Source organism: Nostoc sp. (assembly GCF_036917155.1).
Taxonomy (GTDB): Bacteria; Cyanobacteriota; Cyanobacteriia; order Cyanobacteriales; family Nostocaceae; genus Nostoc.
Genome location: NZ_JBALDZ010000025.1, coordinates 64,032 through 80,924, shown reverse-complemented (window position 1 = coordinate 80,924; position 16,893 = coordinate 64,032). Strand labels below are relative to the sequence as shown.

The window sequence follows — 16,893 nt, the reverse complement described above, 5'->3', positions numbered from 1 at the left end:
ATTTCATTTAGCATATTCCCCTCCGTTTTTTATACCTGGAGGGGATTTTATTACATCAAGCGATCGCCTCAATCAATAACTAGCAACTTGGGTTATTAGCCTTGAACTTTAGTTCAAGTAGCAAAAGTTATCTGAAGATGACTAAAATATATCCAAAAATCCTTAGTCTACTTCAGTAGACTTTAGCTATTAGCCTTGAACTTTAGTTCAAGGCGGGTGAGTCAGCCAACGGTTAAGCTATTTCTGGCTGAAGTTGACACGTATGGCGAGACGCCCACCCCACAAGATTGGGTAATTTATTTGTTGTCAGTCCCTAAATGTACATGGCAAAGTAATCTTCATAAATTTCAGTATTGGTTGATAGGGTTTGTTCTACTTTTTCACGATCTACATCAATCGCCAAACTCGTGCCATTGCTCAGACTCTCTTCAGGTATGAAATCGCCACAGTATTCATTGGCGGGTACGGCTTCGTTCATCTTTTTGGGATAGCTCAAACCCAGATGGCTCATAATGGCGATAAATTGATCGCGGGTGCGATTGGCAAATCGGGGATTGAGGCGTTTTTCTTCGCCAATAGTGGAAAGAGTGCATCCTTTGTAGTCATGGGCGGGATAAACTAGGGTGTCCTCTGGCAGAGTAAATAACTGTTGCGTCACTGTCTCGTACAGAGTACCCGCATCGCCCGATTGAAAGTCTGTGCGTCCACAGCCGCGAATCAATAAGGCATCCCCAGTTAACAGATGGGTATTGTTGACTAAATAAGCTAGATGGCTGTCGGTGTGCCCTGGTGTAGCCATCGCCTCAATCCGCACCGCCCCCACAATTAAGGTTTCACGATCGCCAAGGGAGTGATCCGCAGACTTAGCAGTGGCATTTTGGGGCACTATTACCTGACAACCTGTTTGCTGTCTCAGTTTACCAGCACCAGTGATATGGTCAGCATGGATGTGAGTTTCTAAACAGTAGCGGAGACTCAACCCCAAGTCATCCAGCACTTGTAAATCACGGTCAACCTGCTCCAATACTGTATCTACCAGCACCGCATCTTTAGTCTGGCTGTCTGCAATCAGATAAGTGTAAGTGCTGGATTCTGGGTCAAAGAATTGGCGAAACAATAGCGTTGACTGGGGTATGGCGGCTCGAAGGTCGCCGGAATCTTGTTCAGTGGCGCGAGAAATGGGCGAAACGGGACGTACCCGCACTGGTAGCGACTGCAACACCGTTGCCGCCAATACCTGAGCTTGTTCACGCAGTTCGGGGACAGCGATCGTTTCCCACAAATTGCCTTTGCGTGGAGTACCCAAGGTATAGAATAAGCTTGAACGCTTGCCCTGAGCATCTAATACAGCACCATCAGCGGCAGTATCCAAACCCAAGCCAATATCGTTGGGGCGGATCAATCCTTGGGTGCGTAAATTGGCAATTAGGGATTGGGGCGATCGCTGATAATTTGCCTGTACCCCGGTGCAATTTACTACGCGGCTGATTTGCAAGACCTGATTCCTTTGTGTTTGGCGTTGGCGAACGGTTACAGCCACTGCGTCAGGTGTTGTTTGATAATCCTGAATCCGCCCGGCGGTAATAGTTAGTTGCCCAGAATCCAGCATTGCCTGGACAACTTTGCCAATTTCGGGGGCAATTCGATGCCGATGTACATCCCAATAGGGGGTAGCATGGCGCAAAAGCCGTTTTTGCTCCACACGGGGCAGTTGTTGCCAGAGTTGTTGAGTGATGGGACGCAGGGAATCAATCACCGATCGCCAGTTGTAACCCTGTACTACCGCCGTCTGCACCTCACGGCGAATGCGCCGCAGCAAGCCCCGAACCGTTTTCGGCGCGGTGTCTGGGGTCAAAAAGGCGGGGTAGGGTTTAGTCGATTGATGGGGTAGCGGAAACAAGCCCCGACGAGACACGGCATAAATTTTGCCCCGATGGTTGCGACTGTGGAGTGACACCACCATATCCACCATCGTCAGTCCAGTGCCAATCAACAATACAGCTGCATCTGGCTCAAGCTCTGCCAAGGCCTCGGCTGACCAGGCATGACGTAGGTAGGGGGTGTCATTGTCCTCAGAGGATTGCGATCCAGGAGGGGCGGAAGGTGCGTTTCCCAGTGCCAATACAATTTTGTCTGCTACGAAAGTACGGCTGCTACTCAAGGAGACGATCGCATCTTTGGCTTGTGGCTCCACTGCCACCACTTCATCAATAACGCGCTCCAATCGGACGTTACTTGATGCCGTGGCTTCAGCTTCCTCCAAAATCGACTGGATATAAAGCCCGAATATCTGACGGGGAATAAAGCTGCTGGCATTCAGATCACTGGGCAGAAATGCCGCCAACTCACTGCGGTTATAGTTTAACCAGCGCAGCAGATGACTGGGATCATCGGGAAAGGCACTCATCTTGCCTGCGGATACATTCAGCAAATGGCTGATGGTGTCGGTGCTATAGGCGACTCCCTTGCCAATGTCGTGACTGCGCTCAATCAGTTTAATCAATAAGGGGCGGTTGGCAGTTTTTAATAGGTGAGCCGCTACTAGAGAACCACTAAAGCCAGCACCAACAAGGGCGATCGTGGTGGTTGAAGGATGTGCTATCAGGACATTAGAATGCATCACAGTGCTAAATAGAGTGTATGGTAACTATTTTCTCAATTAATTTAAATACTATATACCTATCGGTTTTTAGTATATTATCGTAAATTAAAGGGTTTAAGATCCCTACATCTACATGTAGCACCTATTTCAGTCGGGGTTTAAATCCCCGTCTGAGATGTCTTTAATTTTGAATTTTGAATTGTTAATCCAATGGTTGTTTATTTTAACTTGACCATGAAAATGTGTCCTAACTCTTAAAGATACCGCTGCAATAGACCAGTAAAAACTTCTGGGATTTCCAAATGAGGTAATATTCCGGCATCTGCGATCGCAGAAAAATCTCGAATTGCCCTTGGATTTAAATTTGCCAAGCGTTGCCCTAATTTGATGTTAGTAAATTGTGCTTTCTCTCCCCAAAAAATGACAGTGGGAATTGTCAGTTGTTGAATATATAAACTCAAGTCAAAGTAAAGATCGCCCCGCAAAAATGCCAAGGCGGCAAATTTGGCATTAGGCTGTTGTGCAGAAGTTAAATAAGCCTGTACAATCTCTGGGGATAGTCGTTGTGACTTAGCAAAGAGAAAACTTTGTAAAAAATTGCGGACTGCAATTTCATTTTCAGCCCCAAGCATATAAATAAAATTGTCCAACAGAGGCGTATTGATTACCGAAAGCGGAAGTCTGCGTCCAGCACCCTCTCCAAAATCATCAAATCCAGAGGGGGAAACCAAAAACAGTGCTTTAAATAAATTGGGTTGAACAATAGCGAGGCGGATCGCAAAAGCGGCTGTGAGAGATGAGGCTACCACCATCACCGGCTGGCGACAAGTTTGGATGATAAACTCTGCGATCGTGCTGAGATAATCCCTGATTTTATAATCCCGAACTGGATGGGCCGATTCTCCCCAGCCGATAAGATCGGGAGCTAAAATGCGGTAATTAGAGGCAAAAGCTGGGTAAACTTTAGACCATTCATAAGCAGACGCGCCACCACCAAAGTTATGGAGAAACAGTAGTGGGGGTAAATCTTCAGTGTCAGCAAACGCCCAAGGTGCATTTGTTTGGGTATAGTAAACCATTGCCCCCAAGGATGTATGGATGATTTTATGTCCAAAGCCAGGAGGTTGAAACTGAAGCATAAAATTAAAAAATTTAGTTTAGTAGAAATATCCCTAGACCTGGCGAATAGAATGAGACTGTTGGTCAATTCTCTCTCTTGTTTTACCCCTCACCCCAAAAACCTTGGTTTGGCGTTCCTTTCCCGCCCTGAAATAAATTTCGGGCTAATAGCTCAAGTCCGTTGAAACGGACTCCAATCAGAGAAATCAAGAGCAATAAATAATCGCAAGGTATATTTGCTAATTGATAATTGATAATTGATAATTTATTCTTGTTGTTTGTCAGCATCTCCTGTGATTTGTACAAGTTGATGCAGGTTATCACCACTAATATGATAAGCTCCCCCAAAACCAACTACAAAACGACCTTCACTGGGAGTTAGCCGGAAAATCCGAAAGTCAGACAAGCCTCGCAAAACTTCGATAATTTGACCAAACCGCCCTTGAAATTGCTCAACAATTTGATTCCAGTTGTCAGTTTCACGCTCTATCAAAGTTGCCGTACAATCAAAACTCAAACGACGACGGGCAAAAATTAGATTACTTTTAGCTTCATCATCAATAAACAAGACACTAACATGAGGATTGGCATAGAGATTTTTGGTATGAATCGAAAGACCACTGACGTAAATGTAGATATTTTTGGAATCATCCATTACAAAGGGAGCATAACTAGCATTGGGTATTGCCTGGGCGCTCACGGTGCTAATGATTACACTCTCAAAAGCTTCAGGAAACTTTTCGTACTCAGCTTGAATGTTTTCAAGTTGACTCATAAGTAAATTACCGCTTGATTAGGTATACCTAAGTGAACTACTCAGACTTGCCTGCGGCTGAAGTCTGAGCTTCTGTAATCACAGGGGAATGCCGAAACTTAGACTTTCGCCCAAGATTAGGACTTACATCCCCTCCTACAGCAGAGACGGCTGAACCTTCCGCCTTTATCATTTCGACTGCGCTCAATGCAAGCATTCTGATGCCTTCGGCTCTAATATTCGCTGCTGCATTTCCATCGCGGTCATGATAAGTATGACAATGAGGACAAGTCCACTCACGGATATCCAACGGCATCTCACCTATTTGATAGAAACAATTAGAGCAGAGTTTGGAACTAGGGAACCATCTATCAATCTCAACTAATTTTGCCCCTTTGCGCTCTAGCTTGTAGGCTAAAAAGTTGGTGAATGTTCCCCAGCCACAATCAGATATTGCCTTCGCCAATTTGTGATTACGATAGCGTAGCGTTAGCGAGTCTTCGAGCGTCACCATGCCTAATACATGAAGATTCTCTACTATGACAGCTTGGCTATCGCTGGTCAATTTATAACTAAGTTTATGTAGAAAATCCTGCCGCGAATTACTAACCCGCTCGTACACTTTGGCAACAACTTTTCTGTATCTATTCCTTGATTTACTCCCTTTTTGTTTACGTGCTAATTTTTGCTGCTTACGTTTGAGGTTTTTCTCATGCTTGGCAAGATGTTTAGGGTTATCATACTTAGAAACCTTTTCCCCATCAGTAACAACCGCAAAGTGTTTCAAACCTAAATCAATACCGTAGATTTTACCCTCTGAGGTAACGGGATTTTCACCCGCAGTCGCTCCACTTGGGCAAAGCCCAGACGCTCGCGGACTCGCTAACGCTGCGCTATCGCTTTTAGCGTCTCCCCTTGGGAGAAGACCGCGCTGCTCCTCTATCTCAGTCAAGATAGACGCAAGATATTTACCTGAAGGAGTTTTACTCACGGTAACAGTTTTGATTTTCCCCTCAATTAGTCTATGTATTTTGGCTTTGACTATCCCTATATTGCCAGGGAGTTTGACATTACCATCTACAATCTTGACGTTTTGAGGATACTGGATGGACTGTTTTCCGTGCTTAGATTTGAACTTAGGAAAACCAGCACGGTTCTCAAAAAAGTTTTTGTAGGCTGTGGTTAAGTTGAGCGTTGTAGCCTGTAAAACTTGACTATAGCAATCGGCTAACCACACAGTCTCTTCTGCCTTTTTGAGTGCAGGAAGTAATGCGTTAAGTGCAACACGGCTAAGTCCCTTGCCCGTTTCCTTATAAGTTTCAATCGACTTATTTAGAGCATAATTCCACCACCATCTAGCACAACCAAAAGTTTGAGCTAATTGGATTTGTTGCTCAACTGATGGATATAAACGGACTTGTATAACCTTGTGTAGCACTCAACATCACCTCCTTAATATCTATACTTTATCACAATATATATTTTCGGTAAAGCAATCAAATAAAATAGTTGGGGAAACACCTCATACATTCAGCATTTGTTTTTGCCTTGCAAAAAATCAATACTAGATGCAATCGTCATCACCCGCTCACAATCCCCACCCTACTAAGAGTTGAGGGTGGGGACTTCCGCAATACGTTAAGTATCGTAACGTGATTTGAGCGATGTCTACGATCCAGAGAATGTCCAAAAAATAAAAGCGATCGCTCTTTAGTTAAAGGGAGCGATCGCTAATTTTTCGATTAGAGAATACAGCTTAAGCTGCAATAGGTTCCAACAATTTGATGTCAGAAAAGATAAATTCCTGAGTAGAAAGTTGTCCTGCGGTCTCGGTGCGAATCTCCCGACGATTTAGAATGAAATAGTCACCAACTTTTTCATATTCATCAATAAATTCGCTTCTTCCGCCCTTTTGTTCCCCAGTTTTAGGGTCATGGTATACAGAGTCATAGCTGTGGGACAGGTAGCCTTCGCCAGTATCGTGACTGGTGAAGGTGTCAATTGTCACAAGAGTACCGTGGATTAGACGATGAACATGGCAGACTTCATTATTGCGGACTTTGTATTTATCGCCCTCAGCCTTACCACCCATTAAAAGCTCAACCGCACCAGTTTCGTCAGTTTTACCATAGCTAAAAGTATTGGCGCTGTGGGTATCTTCAAAGCTGCGGCGGACGCGGTGAATTGCGATCTCCCAAGCTTGGCCATGAATTGCTTTCTGGGCTGACTCGTCATCTACATCCAGAACTTCGGCTTTGAGATTGGCACTGATGATAACTTTGCCTGTAAACACTTTATCATCATGCTTAAAGGTAATATTTGCGGTATAACCGGGAAAATTCTTGTCCCAAGTATAGCGGTTTTCATAAGCAGCCCGGAAAAGTTCCTGAGCAGAGAGTTGTGTAACTGTCATGTGCTTCTCCTAGTCGCTACTGTAATTAGCGTTTTAGTTTCCTTGGTATTAGCATAGAAGTAATTGTTGAGGCTTGGATAGTCCCCAACTGGGTACACTTATGGCTAATTCTCTACACGCTGTATTTCATGCGATCGCCAATGTCCAGAATGAGCAAGAGTTAAGACTCGCTCTCACGGATCGAATTAGCGAGCATTTTGGCGTGCAAAATTGGGGTATTTATCTCCTAGATGAGCAGCCAACCACTGAGATTAATGTTCCAGGCATTCCAGCAGTATGCTTAGAGAGCAATCCAGTGGGGCGTTACGTGGTTGAACGTCATGCTCCCGCCCATGAGCAGCTATTATTATCACCAGGAGACTGGAAGCATTTTTGTTCGCGTTCCGATCACGAACACGTAATGACTGGGCCAATTGTTTGCGATGGTCGTCTTGTCGGCACCCTTAACTTGGCTCGTGACAAGGGAAATCCAGCCTTTAATGGCAATGATTTAGCTGACTTGAGCGCTTTATGTATTCATTTGTCAGCAAAAATGGCAACCCTACGGACAAAACCCAAAATATTTAATTCCCTTTTAGTGAGTCCTTTAACAGCGCGTGAGTTAGAAATTGCCGATTTGGTGGCGCAAGGGTTAACGAATGCCGAAATTGGGGAAAAACTCTGGATTACGCAAAATTCCGTCAAACAAGCCTTAAAAAGGATGTTTCGGAAGTTGAAGGTTTCGGCGCGTGCAGAAATGGTGGCAAAGTTACAAGATATACAAGTTTCATAAATATATAGCAATAAATAAGATCCCCGACTTCTTGAAGAAGCCGAGGATCTGAGCCTTGCGGTATTTGCAAATCAAATAGGATTGCTATAAGATTGTTGGGCTAATTTAAATAAAAACTTTTGTTTTTGACAGTTTTCTTTTTTGGACAATAGTAATATAAGTCGTGAATAAAGTCTTTGACAATTAAGACTTGGTGATAATTTAAGTAAGTTCTAGAGGACTTAGTTAGTTTTTTAACAGGAGAAGTAGGGTGCTTAACAACCTTCATCAGTTATTATCTCCCCGTAACTGGGCAATTTCCCTCGCGGGCTTAGGCTTACTTCTCGGTTTGGGCTTTATAGCCAAGCAGACTCAAGTAATATCATTTACAGATTCTCGATTATCATCGGCCCAGATTAACAAAACCTCTGAAAACTCTCTTTTGTCGCAGTTGAGAAAAGTTCGAGAGCAAAGAAGTCAACTTCATGCGGCTTCTGGAAATAGAGAGGGTTTTTTCCATCAGAGCGGAAAAACAGTACCTACAATCACAGCGCTGGTTCCGGGCGATCAGGGGACTACAAAAAGCGCAGGAGTTTTACCAAAAGCAAATTTTCCTGCAAAAGATGGGATTTACCTCTACGGACAATCCCCAAAACCAAACCAGCTTGGTCAAGGTTATATCATATTTCAAAAGCAGCAGGATAAGGTAACGGGTGTATTGTATATGCCCCAATCAGAGTTTAATTGTTTTCAGGGTACAATCAACCCATCAGGAGAATTGGCAATGACGGTTAATACTTCGTCAAATGAAGCCAACTCTAATCAATCAAATCAGGTAGCTACAAGCAGTAGACTGCCCAAAATTAATGATGATGAGTCAAATTCTTATGCTTATTCACTGGCTCTGCAAGACTTCTATCGGTTAAATTCTATCACTGCTAGCGATCGCCGCACGTTGCAAATGTGCAAATGATAAATCCTGCGTAGACGTAGCCCGTCGTAGATATCGCCCCATCCAAAGTTGAGGCAGAAGTTGCAAGTGTTGAATTGCTGCCAAATTTGTGATTGCCGATGTATCGCTGATAACAATCACAGCCTTCCAAGCTCTCGCAGGTTTTTCAAATCCAATTCAAAGTCCTCAACGTTGTAGGAGTAGAGAGGGATGTTTCGCTGCTTGAGGAGTTGGCGAAAGGTATTGGGTTGCATATCCGCTAGCTGACTGGCGTAGCCTATCGTTAAAAGCAACAACGACATTGCAGCGCTTGCTGAAGTAGCATTTGATATTCTTCATCCTCAACCCGATAAGCACCAAATCTTTCCAAATGCGGATTCATCATTTGGGCATCAAAAAATACAAATTCCTTCTGACGCAATCTTTCCACCAACTTGACCATCGCTACCTTTGAGCCTTCAGGAATGCGGTAAAACATCGACTCACCAATGAAAGCCCCACCAATCACAATCCCTAAAATTCCCCCGGCTAGTTCGTCACCCTGCCAAGTTTCAAAACTATAAGCATAACCATTCTGGTAAAGTAGCGAATAAATCTCTCGTAATTCCGGTGAAATCCAGGTTGTCTCTCTGTCAGCACAGCCAGCCACCACAGCTTGAAAATCTCGATTAATCGCCACAGTAAACCGCTCTTGATTCAGGACACGCTGCAAAGACTTGGGGTAGCGAAACCGATCATCCAAAGGAATAAAAGTCCGATCGCGACTTCCGTACCAACTCAGGCGATCGCGCTCATCAGCCATGAGAAAATAGCCTTGTGCATAGCCCTCAACAATAGCGGCGATATCATATTGCATAAATAAATATAAAAAAACACTCTTAGAAACGCAATTTGATGCTAACAGTCAACCTCAGCGTTCCTCTGCGTTTCCCTCCGCGTCCCTCTGCGTTAAAAAAAGATGACTCAACCAATCCCACCCATCACCCTACCACCGCCCGAAAACCCCCTACTCGAAGGTGAATGGTTACGAGAACGCTTACAACGGTGGCTAGATACAGAATTTATCCCCGAAGCAGTCAACCAAAATATTGCCCAACGAGCCGCACAGATTTTTGTGCGTCAACGGATGGAAGGAGAAAACGACCTTGGTTCTCTGGTAATTGCCATTGTCACAGAGATGCAGTCCTATGATTTTTCTAATAGCTTCTACGGAGAGTTTGCGATCGCCAACGCCGTCAGCGATCTACTCTTAGAAAGTCTGGGAATTGATAAGTGTTGTGGTCAATAATAGTTAGGAGTTAGGAGTTAGGTTTGTCTCAATTAATAACTCATCACTCATAACTCATAACTTTTTACCAACTAGACTTAACAACTCCAGGCAAAAGACCTTCATGTGCCCATTCCCGCAGCACGTTCCGAGACAAACCAAAATCGCGGTAAACACCTCTAGAACGACCAGTCAACCAGCAACGGTTGCGGTGGCGGGTGGGCGCACTATTCCGGGGTAGCTGTTGAATCTTCCGGTGGATTTCCAGCTTATCCAAAGGAGATGCTGCACTTCTGAACTCTTCCAAAAGAGCTTCCCGCTTGTCAGCATACTTTTCTATCAACCTGGTGCGCTTTTTCTCGCGCTCAATCATGCTCTTTTTTGCCATATATTCTCTAACTTATTTAAAGACACCGTTTTCCATTCTACAATCTCTCCATCAATTCTGGGGTTACTTGTGTCGCTTACCCTACAACTACTTGCTGATTCGCAGCAGGACATAAATCAGCAAGCTCACAAGCAACGCAGACAGGAGAGCGGGCTTTACAAATAGCACGACCATGATAAATCAGCCGAATTGACCAATTTTCCCAATCAGGCTGCGGCAATAAACCCATTAAATCTTGCTCAATCCGAACGGGGTCTTTTGCTTCAGTTAAACCCAAACGTCCGCTGAGGCGCTTGACGTGAGTATCTACTGTCACGCCAGCATTAATGCCATAAGCATGAGCCAAGACTACATTTGCTGTCTTGCGCGCCACACCTGGAAGCTTTAATAATTGCTCCATCTGGTTGGGGACAACAGAGTTAAACTCAGTGACAATCATTCGACAAGCGGCTTGAATGTTTTTAGCTTTATTGTGATAAAACCCTGTGGAACGCACCAAACCTTCTAATTCTACCAAGTCAGCGATCGCTAAACTCGCAGCATCAGGAAACTTACCAAATAAAGCTGGTGTTACCTTATTTACTCGCTCATCAGTACACTGAGCAGAGAGGATTGTTGCCACCAACAATTGTACTGGCGTTGAGTAGTTCAAAGAGCAGGTAGCATCTGGATAAAGACGCTTCAGACGAGCTAAAATTTCTATCGCCCGTTGCTTTTTAGATACGGATTTGCGGTTAATACTCACTGGAACAATTTTTGTACCCACTCCAATTGACTAGTTAATTGAGTGGTTTCTTTGACAATCAGAAAAATTCCTAAGCCTAAGAGTAACACCAAACCAGTTTGCATTACACCTTCTTGAATCCGGGCAGGTACAGGCTTACCGCGTAAACCTTCAATTAGTAGAAAAGCGAGTTGTCCGCCATCCAAAGCTGGTAAAGGCAAAATATTGATAATAGCCAAGTTAATGCTGATAATTGCCGCAAAAGACAACAGATTGACGCTATTGTCCTCAGCTAATTTCGCGCCTATTTTGACGATATTAACTGGCCCAGAAACTTGTCCAGCAGTTTGTTGAAAGTTGGTAATCAGCTGGCCAAAACCGCTGAGTGTCCCAACAAATAATTGTTGAAATCTATTAGCAGCAAGACCGAAAATTTCAAAAGGGCTATTAGGGCGGCGATAAATTGCTGTAGCATTTGGACTAAGTGCCACACCAACTACACCTTTGCCATCAGCTCCCAATTTCGGTGTTAATTTCAGGGTTTGTTGTTGTTTCTCACGCAGAATTTTCAGTTCGATTTGCTGATTGGGATGAGTTTGAATTTCTTTTGTCAGCAAAGGAGTTGATTTATCAGAAGCTGGGAGTTCCTGACCGTTAACAGCCAGAATAATATCTCCTTCCCGAATTCCTGCTTGATAGGCAACAGATTCTTGATTAACAGGCTGTACAATGACACCAGCTTGATAGGTTAATTCCTTGGGAATGCCGACAATACCCAATTGCAGAGCCAACACCAAGTAAGCAAAAATTAAATTGGCAATTACTCCGGCACTGATAACGATCGCCCGGTCTAAAACTGGACGATTACGCAGCAGATTTGGGTCATTGGGTGGAACATCGCTATCGGGGTCATCATCGGGAAAGCCCACAAAGCCGCCCAAGGGAAAGGCGCGGATAGCGTATTCGGTTTGTGAACCTTGGTACTTCAAAAGAACTGGGCCAAAACCCAAAGAAAAACGGTTAACGAGAATGCCTTGAGAACGTGCTGCAACAAAATGTCCCAACTCGTGTACCAAGATCAAAACAGCCAAGACTGCGATCGCTGCTAAAACTGACATAGAGTAAATTGTGAAGATATTAAGCTATAGTTATCTCCATTCTAATTGGGTATTGGGCATGGGGCATTGGGCATTGGGCATTGGTAAATGACTAATGACTAATTACAAAAGTTCACGCCCAAAATAAGGTTGCAACACTTCTGGTATCCTCACTGTCCCATCAGATTGTTGATAATTCTCCAAAATTGCTGCCATCGTCCTTCCCACCGCCAAACCCGAACCATTAAGGGTGTGTACGAACTGAGTACCTTTCTTCCCCGCCTCTTTGAAGCGAATATCAGCCCGTCGCGCCTGGAAATCTATAGTATTGGAACAGCTAGAAATTTCGCGGTATTTGCCAGAAGAGGGCAACCAAACCTCTAAATCATAAGTTTTGGTAGAGGCAAATCCCAAATCCCCAGTACTTAAATTTACTACTCTGTAAGGCAACCGCAACGCCTGTAAAATTGCTTCTGCATTCCCCACCAATTTCTCTAGTTCATCAAAAGACGTATTGGGTTCGACAAATTTCACCATTTCCACCTTATTGAACTGATGCAGGCGAATTAATCCCCGCATATCGCGTCCATAACTACCAGCTTCGCGGCGAAAACAGGGAGTAAAGGCACAGTGGTAAATAGGCAAATCTTCAGCAGCAAGAATTTCACCCCGATAGAGATTTGTAACTGGAACTTCCGCTGTCGGAATCAGCCACAAGTCATCATCAGCGCATTTAAAGCTTTCTTCCGCAAACTTAGGTAACTGACCGGTCGCCGTCAAAGACTCAGTATTCACTAACAGCGGTGGACTAACTTCCACATACCCAGCTTTCGTATGGAGACTCAGCATAAATTGAATTAATGCCCTCTCCAATGCCGCACCAGCGCCTATCAATGTCACAAAGCGACTTTGGGCAACTTTTACAGCTCGTTCAACATTCAGAATACCCAACTTTTCGCCAATTTCCCAGTGAGGGAGAATATTCGGATTTTGGGGAATGTATTCATCACCCCAACGGCGCACTTCTACGTTATCTTCCTCATTCTTACCAAGGGGTGTAGAGTCGCTTGGCAAGTTGGGAAGTGCCAACACAAGTTGGTTAATTTCAGCTTTGAGTTCTTTTTCTTGGGGTTCCAGTTGACTCAACGTCGCTTTAACAGAATTACCTTCATCCCGCAAAGCTTGAATTTCTGGGTCTTGAGGATTGATCCCAGATTTAATCTTCTGCCCGACAATTTTACCGATTTCGTTGCTACGGGCTTGGAGTTGACTACGCGTCCCCTCAAGTTCCCGTTGTTGCCGATCTAACAGTAATATCGGTTCGATGTCGTATTTACCACTACGACTATTCAATCTTTCTTGAACGAATTGCGGATTTTCCCGTATTTGCTTGATATCCAGCACAGATTTTTCTCAGTTTTTAGCCTATTATTTTTTTTTCAATACAGTTAACACATAAGCATCCAGCATATAGTAATTTCGGTTTGCTGTGACTGGGAAAACAAAGTTTTTTAGAAAAATCAGTCTTAACCTATTATCAAAATTTTACCCTAGCATCACTGCCAGGGCTACGAAAGTAGATAATGCATTTAACCAATCATGGACTGGTATTTGAAGTCACTGTCGTTTCAGCAACCTGAGCCAGAATCTGACCATTGCCATTAGCGTTTTCAGTTGCGGCAAAAGTCTTTTGAGTGATATTTGGTGGCTCCTTCTCGTCTCTATTTTGCCCAGGTGAAGGTAGCCAGTAGGCAAGTACACTTGATAAACCACCCCAGTAAAGCGCAATATTCTTCTCATCCCCTGGTGAACCAAGTTTGAAAATGCACAGTCCCAGTACGATGCTACTAAAGAAAACCTGTACGCCAAATCTCCAAGCTTCTTGATTAAATTTCCGTCCTGGTTGATTTTTCATAGTGTAAGACTTCCAAAAAAGATGTTTATCATCCCTGTGCCACTTTTTAGCAGGATGTTTTTTTCAAATAATCTATAGTTGTCTTCACACCTTGGGCTGTCTGTTACGGAAAAGTAGAATAGGATTAAGCAATGAATTTGCTAAGTGAAAACGTCCTAACTTGCTAGCTGCTTTTTTACGCAACTACGTTGCTGTTTCTCAGGGGTTTTCAGCATTTTCCTTATAAAAAAAGAATAAGGGGAAATTATTTACTCTCCCCGACTCCCCACTTGTATTAAGGACGGTTAATGCGATTGAGTAACCAAAGTGACGCCACAAGCCCTGCAAAGTGCGCTGAGACGGTGTTGGTGTTTGCCTGTACCACAAGCATATCTAGACCGCTAATAATTCGGGTAGGGTCAAAAAATTGGGTAGTTATCGCTTGCGGAGAGATGGATCTTGCTACCAGTGTGCCAACGATCGCCTGCGCCCCCAATAGAGTCACCAGCGTTCCTCCTAAATTCACCCACAGCCCTAAGCGTAATACTTGCACAGTCTCACTTTTGCGAGGGCGGTTGCTGGCATTGGAGGATTCTAATTGCTTACCAATTCTAGTGTAACGGTAAGCTAAATAAATCCCCCCACCCAAAACAACCAGTCCACAAATTGCTAAAAATACACCAAAGCCAGTCCCAGGATTATTACTAGGACTGCCAGTTTTTTGATTAAAGACGGCGAACAGCAGCACAATTATGCTAGAAACAACGCCTAGCACTAGCTGAATCCAGAAGCTAATCCAACCTGTAAGGCGAAAAGTTTGGGCAATTGCTCGGAGAGTTGAGGAAGATGATGGGGCATCGGGAGTTTGTGACATAGTACCAATGTGATGCGCTTGATTAAAGGACAAGAGTAAACAGGGACGTGGAGACATGGAGAGTTTTTTACCCGCGTCCCTTGCGTCTTATTTGATAAATTTACTATCACACTTGCCACAAGAGACAAGAGATTCTCTTGTCGAGGAAACCAGCAATGGTTGCTACTTAAGTGTTTTCACTGGCGTAGCAGCTTTAACCCAGACATATCCCTTAGCGTAAGCTTTGATAATCCGCACTGGGAAAATTACTGTAAAACAAAGTGTTTATTAACATTTACAGACAAAATAGCATTTTACCTGTAAAATTTCTTCGATGGCATTTTATTGCTTAAGCGGTTCTAACCACTTTGGCATCACTTAACACCAAGATAGTGACTTCGCCACTGTCTGTTCGCTCCTCAACACACTGTATCGAGCTTAGGTAGGGATACATTATTTTGTACCCCTAAAACTCGCAAACTCTTCCCACAACTTCACAGATGTGGGTGATTATTTGGTGTTTACGCAATGGATATCTAGTCTAAGTAGCTTTATATGTATTACTCACTTAGCAGTAGCACTGTATACTGACTACAAGGATTGTAGACCTTACCCTAAGGCATTTTTTTAGCCATTCACTAACCATGAAACTTGAGGATATATATCAATTTTTTGAGAATCCTCCGCCAACTTACCTTTGTCAGGAACTTGCAGTTTGTTACATACTGTCTGTTTTATTACAAGGTGAATCCTACGGAACCGAGTTGATCGAGCAATTAGAAACTGAGTATCCCATCTATCGGCTTTCAGATACCGTACTTTATAGTGCAATCAAATTTCTGGAAGACCAAGGGGCAATTACTGGATATTGGAAGAAACTCGAAGGACGGGGACGCCCCAGGCGGATGTACCAAGTTTCTCCCGAATGGCAAGTTCAAGCTCAGGATTTAGCTTTTCTTTGGCAACACTACATTAACGGGAGGACAAAGTAATAGGATTTTAGATTTTAGATTTTGGAAGAGTCGCTGGTAATCGCTTTTTAGCGCTCAGTTTGTCGTAATCATTGTTCAAATTGGTATAACGAATAATTGATAATGAATAAGTCTCCTCCAGTCAAACACTAACAATTCGTTATGGATACTGCTATTCTGCCATCTACGTTCCTGCTAACCTTGTTGTTATCGGTTGGGCTGTTTTTCTTTATTCGTGCCTCGACTAAAGACCGCACAGAAATAGTGCAACTGGTATCTGAGCAAGACGAAGCTGCTTTGATGTCTCAATTAAAAGAGTATTTTCGATCGCGGTCTTACCGAGTGGCAGCGGTAGACCGAGAACAAAACCAAGTGACTTTTGAAGGTTTTGTTCGCCCTAGTTGGTTTTTAGCTATATTCCTAACTTTACTCGCAGCTACCGGGATTATTTGTCTATCTCTGGTTGTATACCTGCTTTTTCCTCGCCTGAGTACCGTTGTTCTGGCTATGGTTCTGCTGTCGCCTTTAAGTGGTCTATTTTATTGGAAAAAGTCTGGAAGACTTGAGAAGGTGTCGCTCAAAGTAGAAACAACTCAGAGCGAACAAACCTCCTCAAGTAGGATCACTGTAGTTGCCCATCGAGATGAACTCAGTGAGTTGCAAAGGACTCTACAGCTAAAGCCTGGGAAATAATTGTTGATTTTCGTGACCATCTTTTAACTATGATATGCAGACTTCTGACCTGACCTACTCTTTAGGCAATGGAAAGTAGGAAGGAGGAAATCAAGACTACTGCTTTGTCAGTTTTCCCCACGACTTGTGTCGCGGGGAAAAAATTTAAATTCATTAATTTAAATTCATTGACAGAGCTTTCTCAATGTCTACGGCATAAGAGCGCAACTTCACTAGCACTTTTAGACGCGCCTGGCTCCATACTAACTCCCTTCTGCATCATCAAAATAGTATCAACCCATGCAATCTAGCGTGGTTTGAGACAAGTTTACTTTCCAACTACCTGGACTAGATTTACTGGCAAATCAGCTACAAACTAAAAAAAAATTAAATTTTGCATAAACTTAGCAATTTTGCCAGTTAATGATAGTCAGGA

General features: G+C 43.6%; 18 protein-coding genes. 5 read left to right on the top strand and 13 right to left on the bottom strand.

From position 1 onward, the window contains the following. Positions 1-313: 313 nt before the first annotated feature. The 5 genes from V7K67_RS04160 to V7K67_RS04140 all read right to left on the bottom strand — a co-directional run bounded on the left by V7K67_RS04160 (position 314) and on the right by V7K67_RS04140 (position 6,888). Positions 314-2,620, bottom strand: a complete 2,307-nt coding sequence (locus V7K67_RS04160) for an FAD/NAD(P)-binding protein (protein WP_335165338.1) — start codon at positions 2,618-2,620, stop codon at positions 314-316. A gap of 236 nt (positions 2,621-2,856) precedes the next feature. After that, positions 2,857-3,741 (bottom strand): alpha/beta fold hydrolase, encoded by an 885-nt coding sequence (locus V7K67_RS04155; RefSeq protein WP_334729171.1) that lies wholly within the window; start codon positions 3,739-3,741, stop codon positions 2,857-2,859. A 245-nt stretch (positions 3,742-3,986) separates the two neighbouring features. Further along, complete coding sequence (locus V7K67_RS04150) at positions 3,987-4,496, bottom strand: HugZ family pyridoxamine 5'-phosphate oxidase (RefSeq protein ID WP_334729172.1); 510 nt, start codon at positions 4,494-4,496, stop codon at positions 3,987-3,989. Positions 4,497-4,533: 37 nt separating this feature from the next. Then, entirely contained in the window at positions 4,534-5,913 is a 1,380-nt protein-coding gene (locus V7K67_RS04145) for an RNA-guided endonuclease InsQ/TnpB family protein (protein WP_334711501.1), read from the bottom strand. Between the two features lie 318 nt (positions 5,914-6,231). Next, on the bottom strand, positions 6,232-6,888 hold the full coding sequence (locus V7K67_RS04140) for a DUF3386 domain-containing protein (protein WP_335165335.1): 657 nt from the start codon (positions 6,886-6,888) through the stop codon (positions 6,232-6,234). A 100-nt stretch (positions 6,889-6,988) separates the two neighbouring features. Between V7K67_RS04140 and V7K67_RS04135 the strand changes: the two genes are divergently transcribed. Together V7K67_RS04135 and V7K67_RS04130 are read left to right on the top strand one after the other, a co-directional pair. Beyond that, positions 6,989-7,660: a LuxR C-terminal-related transcriptional regulator gene (locus tag V7K67_RS04135; RefSeq protein ID WP_334729173.1), complete on the top strand. Its 672-nt coding sequence runs from the start codon at positions 6,989-6,991 to the stop codon at positions 7,658-7,660. 250 nt (positions 7,661-7,910) lie between these two features. Continuing rightward, positions 7,911-8,612 (top strand): hypothetical protein, encoded by a 702-nt coding sequence (locus V7K67_RS04130; protein WP_334729174.1) that lies wholly within the window; start codon positions 7,911-7,913, stop codon positions 8,610-8,612. A gap of 116 nt (positions 8,613-8,728) precedes the next feature. Here V7K67_RS04130 and V7K67_RS04125 read toward each other — a convergent pair whose 3' ends face one another. Beyond that, positions 8,729-8,845 carry a UPF0175 family protein gene (locus tag V7K67_RS04125; RefSeq protein ID WP_335165342.1) on the bottom strand — a complete coding sequence of 39 codons (117 nt, stop codon included), beginning with the start codon at positions 8,843-8,845 and terminating at the stop codon, positions 8,729-8,731. Positions 8,846-8,874: 29 nt separating this feature from the next. Beyond that, a complete protein-coding gene (gene aat, locus V7K67_RS04120) occupies positions 8,875-9,447 on the bottom strand; it encodes a leucyl/phenylalanyl-tRNA--protein transferase (RefSeq protein ID WP_334729176.1) in 573 nt (190 codons plus the stop codon). 102 nt (positions 9,448-9,549) lie between these two features. Between aat and V7K67_RS04115 the strand changes: the two genes are divergently transcribed. Next, the gene (locus tag V7K67_RS04115; protein WP_012410384.1) at positions 9,550-9,879 is read left to right on the top strand and encodes a hypothetical protein; all 330 of its coding nucleotides are present in this window, start codon (positions 9,550-9,552) and stop codon (positions 9,877-9,879) included. Positions 9,880-9,943: 64 nt separating this feature from the next. Here V7K67_RS04115 and rpsN read toward each other — a convergent pair whose 3' ends face one another. From rpsN to V7K67_RS04085, 6 genes are all read right to left on the bottom strand, one after another. After that, positions 9,944-10,246 (bottom strand): 30S ribosomal protein S14, encoded by a 303-nt coding sequence (rpsN, locus tag V7K67_RS04110; RefSeq protein ID WP_012410383.1) that lies wholly within the window; start codon positions 10,244-10,246, stop codon positions 9,944-9,946. 76 nt (positions 10,247-10,322) lie between these two features. Continuing rightward, complete coding sequence (gene nth / locus V7K67_RS04105) at positions 10,323-11,012, bottom strand: endonuclease III (protein ID WP_334729177.1); 690 nt, start codon at positions 11,010-11,012, stop codon at positions 10,323-10,325. Beyond that, positions 10,988-12,088, bottom strand: coding sequence for an RIP metalloprotease RseP (gene rseP, locus V7K67_RS04100; RefSeq protein ID WP_334711493.1), 1,101 nt, complete (start codon positions 12,086-12,088; stop codon positions 10,988-10,990). The genes nth and rseP overlap by 25 nt, the downstream gene beginning before the upstream one ends. Before the next feature lie 102 nt (positions 12,089-12,190). Beyond that, positions 12,191-13,471 (bottom strand): serine--tRNA ligase, encoded by a 1,281-nt coding sequence (serS, locus tag V7K67_RS04095; RefSeq protein WP_334729178.1) that lies wholly within the window; start codon positions 13,469-13,471, stop codon positions 12,191-12,193. Between the two features lie 193 nt (positions 13,472-13,664). Beyond that, positions 13,665-13,982 carry a hypothetical protein gene (locus V7K67_RS04090; RefSeq protein ID WP_334729179.1) on the bottom strand — a complete coding sequence of 106 codons (318 nt, stop codon included), beginning with the start codon at positions 13,980-13,982 and terminating at the stop codon, positions 13,665-13,667. A 274-nt stretch (positions 13,983-14,256) separates the two neighbouring features. Further along, a complete protein-coding gene (locus tag V7K67_RS04085; RefSeq protein ID WP_334729261.1) occupies positions 14,257-14,835 on the bottom strand; it encodes a DUF3611 family protein in 579 nt (192 codons plus the stop codon). A gap of 623 nt (positions 14,836-15,458) precedes the next feature. Between V7K67_RS04085 and V7K67_RS04080 the strand changes: the two genes are divergently transcribed. Together V7K67_RS04080 and V7K67_RS04075 are read left to right on the top strand one after the other, a co-directional pair. After that, positions 15,459-15,806: a PadR family transcriptional regulator gene (locus V7K67_RS04080; protein ID WP_334711490.1), complete on the top strand. Its 348-nt coding sequence runs from the start codon at positions 15,459-15,461 to the stop codon at positions 15,804-15,806. Between the two features lie 141 nt (positions 15,807-15,947). Further along, entirely contained in the window at positions 15,948-16,478 is a 531-nt protein-coding gene (locus tag V7K67_RS04075; RefSeq protein WP_334711489.1) for a cofactor assembly of complex C subunit B, read from the top strand. The last annotated feature ends 415 nt before the right edge of the window (positions 16,479-16,893 follow it).

Bases quoted from the DNA above. Each gene is read 5' to 3' on its own strand.
- rpsN (WP_012410383.1), bottom strand. From the start codon at position 10,246: ATGGCAAAAAAGAGCATGATTGAGCGCGAGAAAAAGCGCACCAGGTTG.
- aat (WP_334729176.1), bottom strand. From the start codon at position 9,447: ATGCAATATGATATCGCCGCTATTGTTGAGGGCTATGCACAAGGCTAT.
- V7K67_RS04075 (WP_334711489.1), top strand. From the start codon at position 15,948: ATGGATACTGCTATTCTGCCATCTACGTTCCTGCTAACCTTGTTGTTA.
- V7K67_RS04125 (WP_335165342.1), bottom strand. From the start codon at position 8,845: ATGCAACCCAATACCTTTCGCCAACTCCTCAAGCAGCGAAACATCCCT.
- V7K67_RS04115 (WP_012410384.1), top strand. From the start codon at position 9,550: ATGACTCAACCAATCCCACCCATCACCCTACCACCGCCCGAAAACCCC.
- V7K67_RS04080 (WP_334711490.1), top strand. From the start codon at position 15,459: ATGAAACTTGAGGATATATATCAATTTTTTGAGAATCCTCCGCCAACT.
- V7K67_RS04160 (WP_335165338.1), bottom strand. From the start codon at position 2,620: ATGCATTCTAATGTCCTGATAGCACATCCTTCAACCACCACGATCGCC.
- V7K67_RS04090 (WP_334729179.1), bottom strand. From the start codon at position 13,982: ATGAAAAATCAACCAGGACGGAAATTTAATCAAGAAGCTTGGAGATTT.
- V7K67_RS04155 (WP_334729171.1), bottom strand. From the start codon at position 3,741: ATGCTTCAGTTTCAACCTCCTGGCTTTGGACATAAAATCATCCATACA.
- rseP (WP_334711493.1), bottom strand. From the start codon at position 12,088: ATGTCAGTTTTAGCAGCGATCGCAGTCTTGGCTGTTTTGATCTTGGTA.
- V7K67_RS04135 (WP_334729173.1), top strand. From the start codon at position 6,989: ATGGCTAATTCTCTACACGCTGTATTTCATGCGATCGCCAATGTCCAG.
- V7K67_RS04150 (WP_334729172.1), bottom strand. From the start codon at position 4,496: ATGAGTCAACTTGAAAACATTCAAGCTGAGTACGAAAAGTTTCCTGAA.
- V7K67_RS04085 (WP_334729261.1), bottom strand. From the start codon at position 14,835: ATGTCACAAACTCCCGATGCCCCATCATCTTCCTCAACTCTCCGAGCA.
- V7K67_RS04140 (WP_335165335.1), bottom strand. From the start codon at position 6,888: ATGACAGTTACACAACTCTCTGCTCAGGAACTTTTCCGGGCTGCTTAT.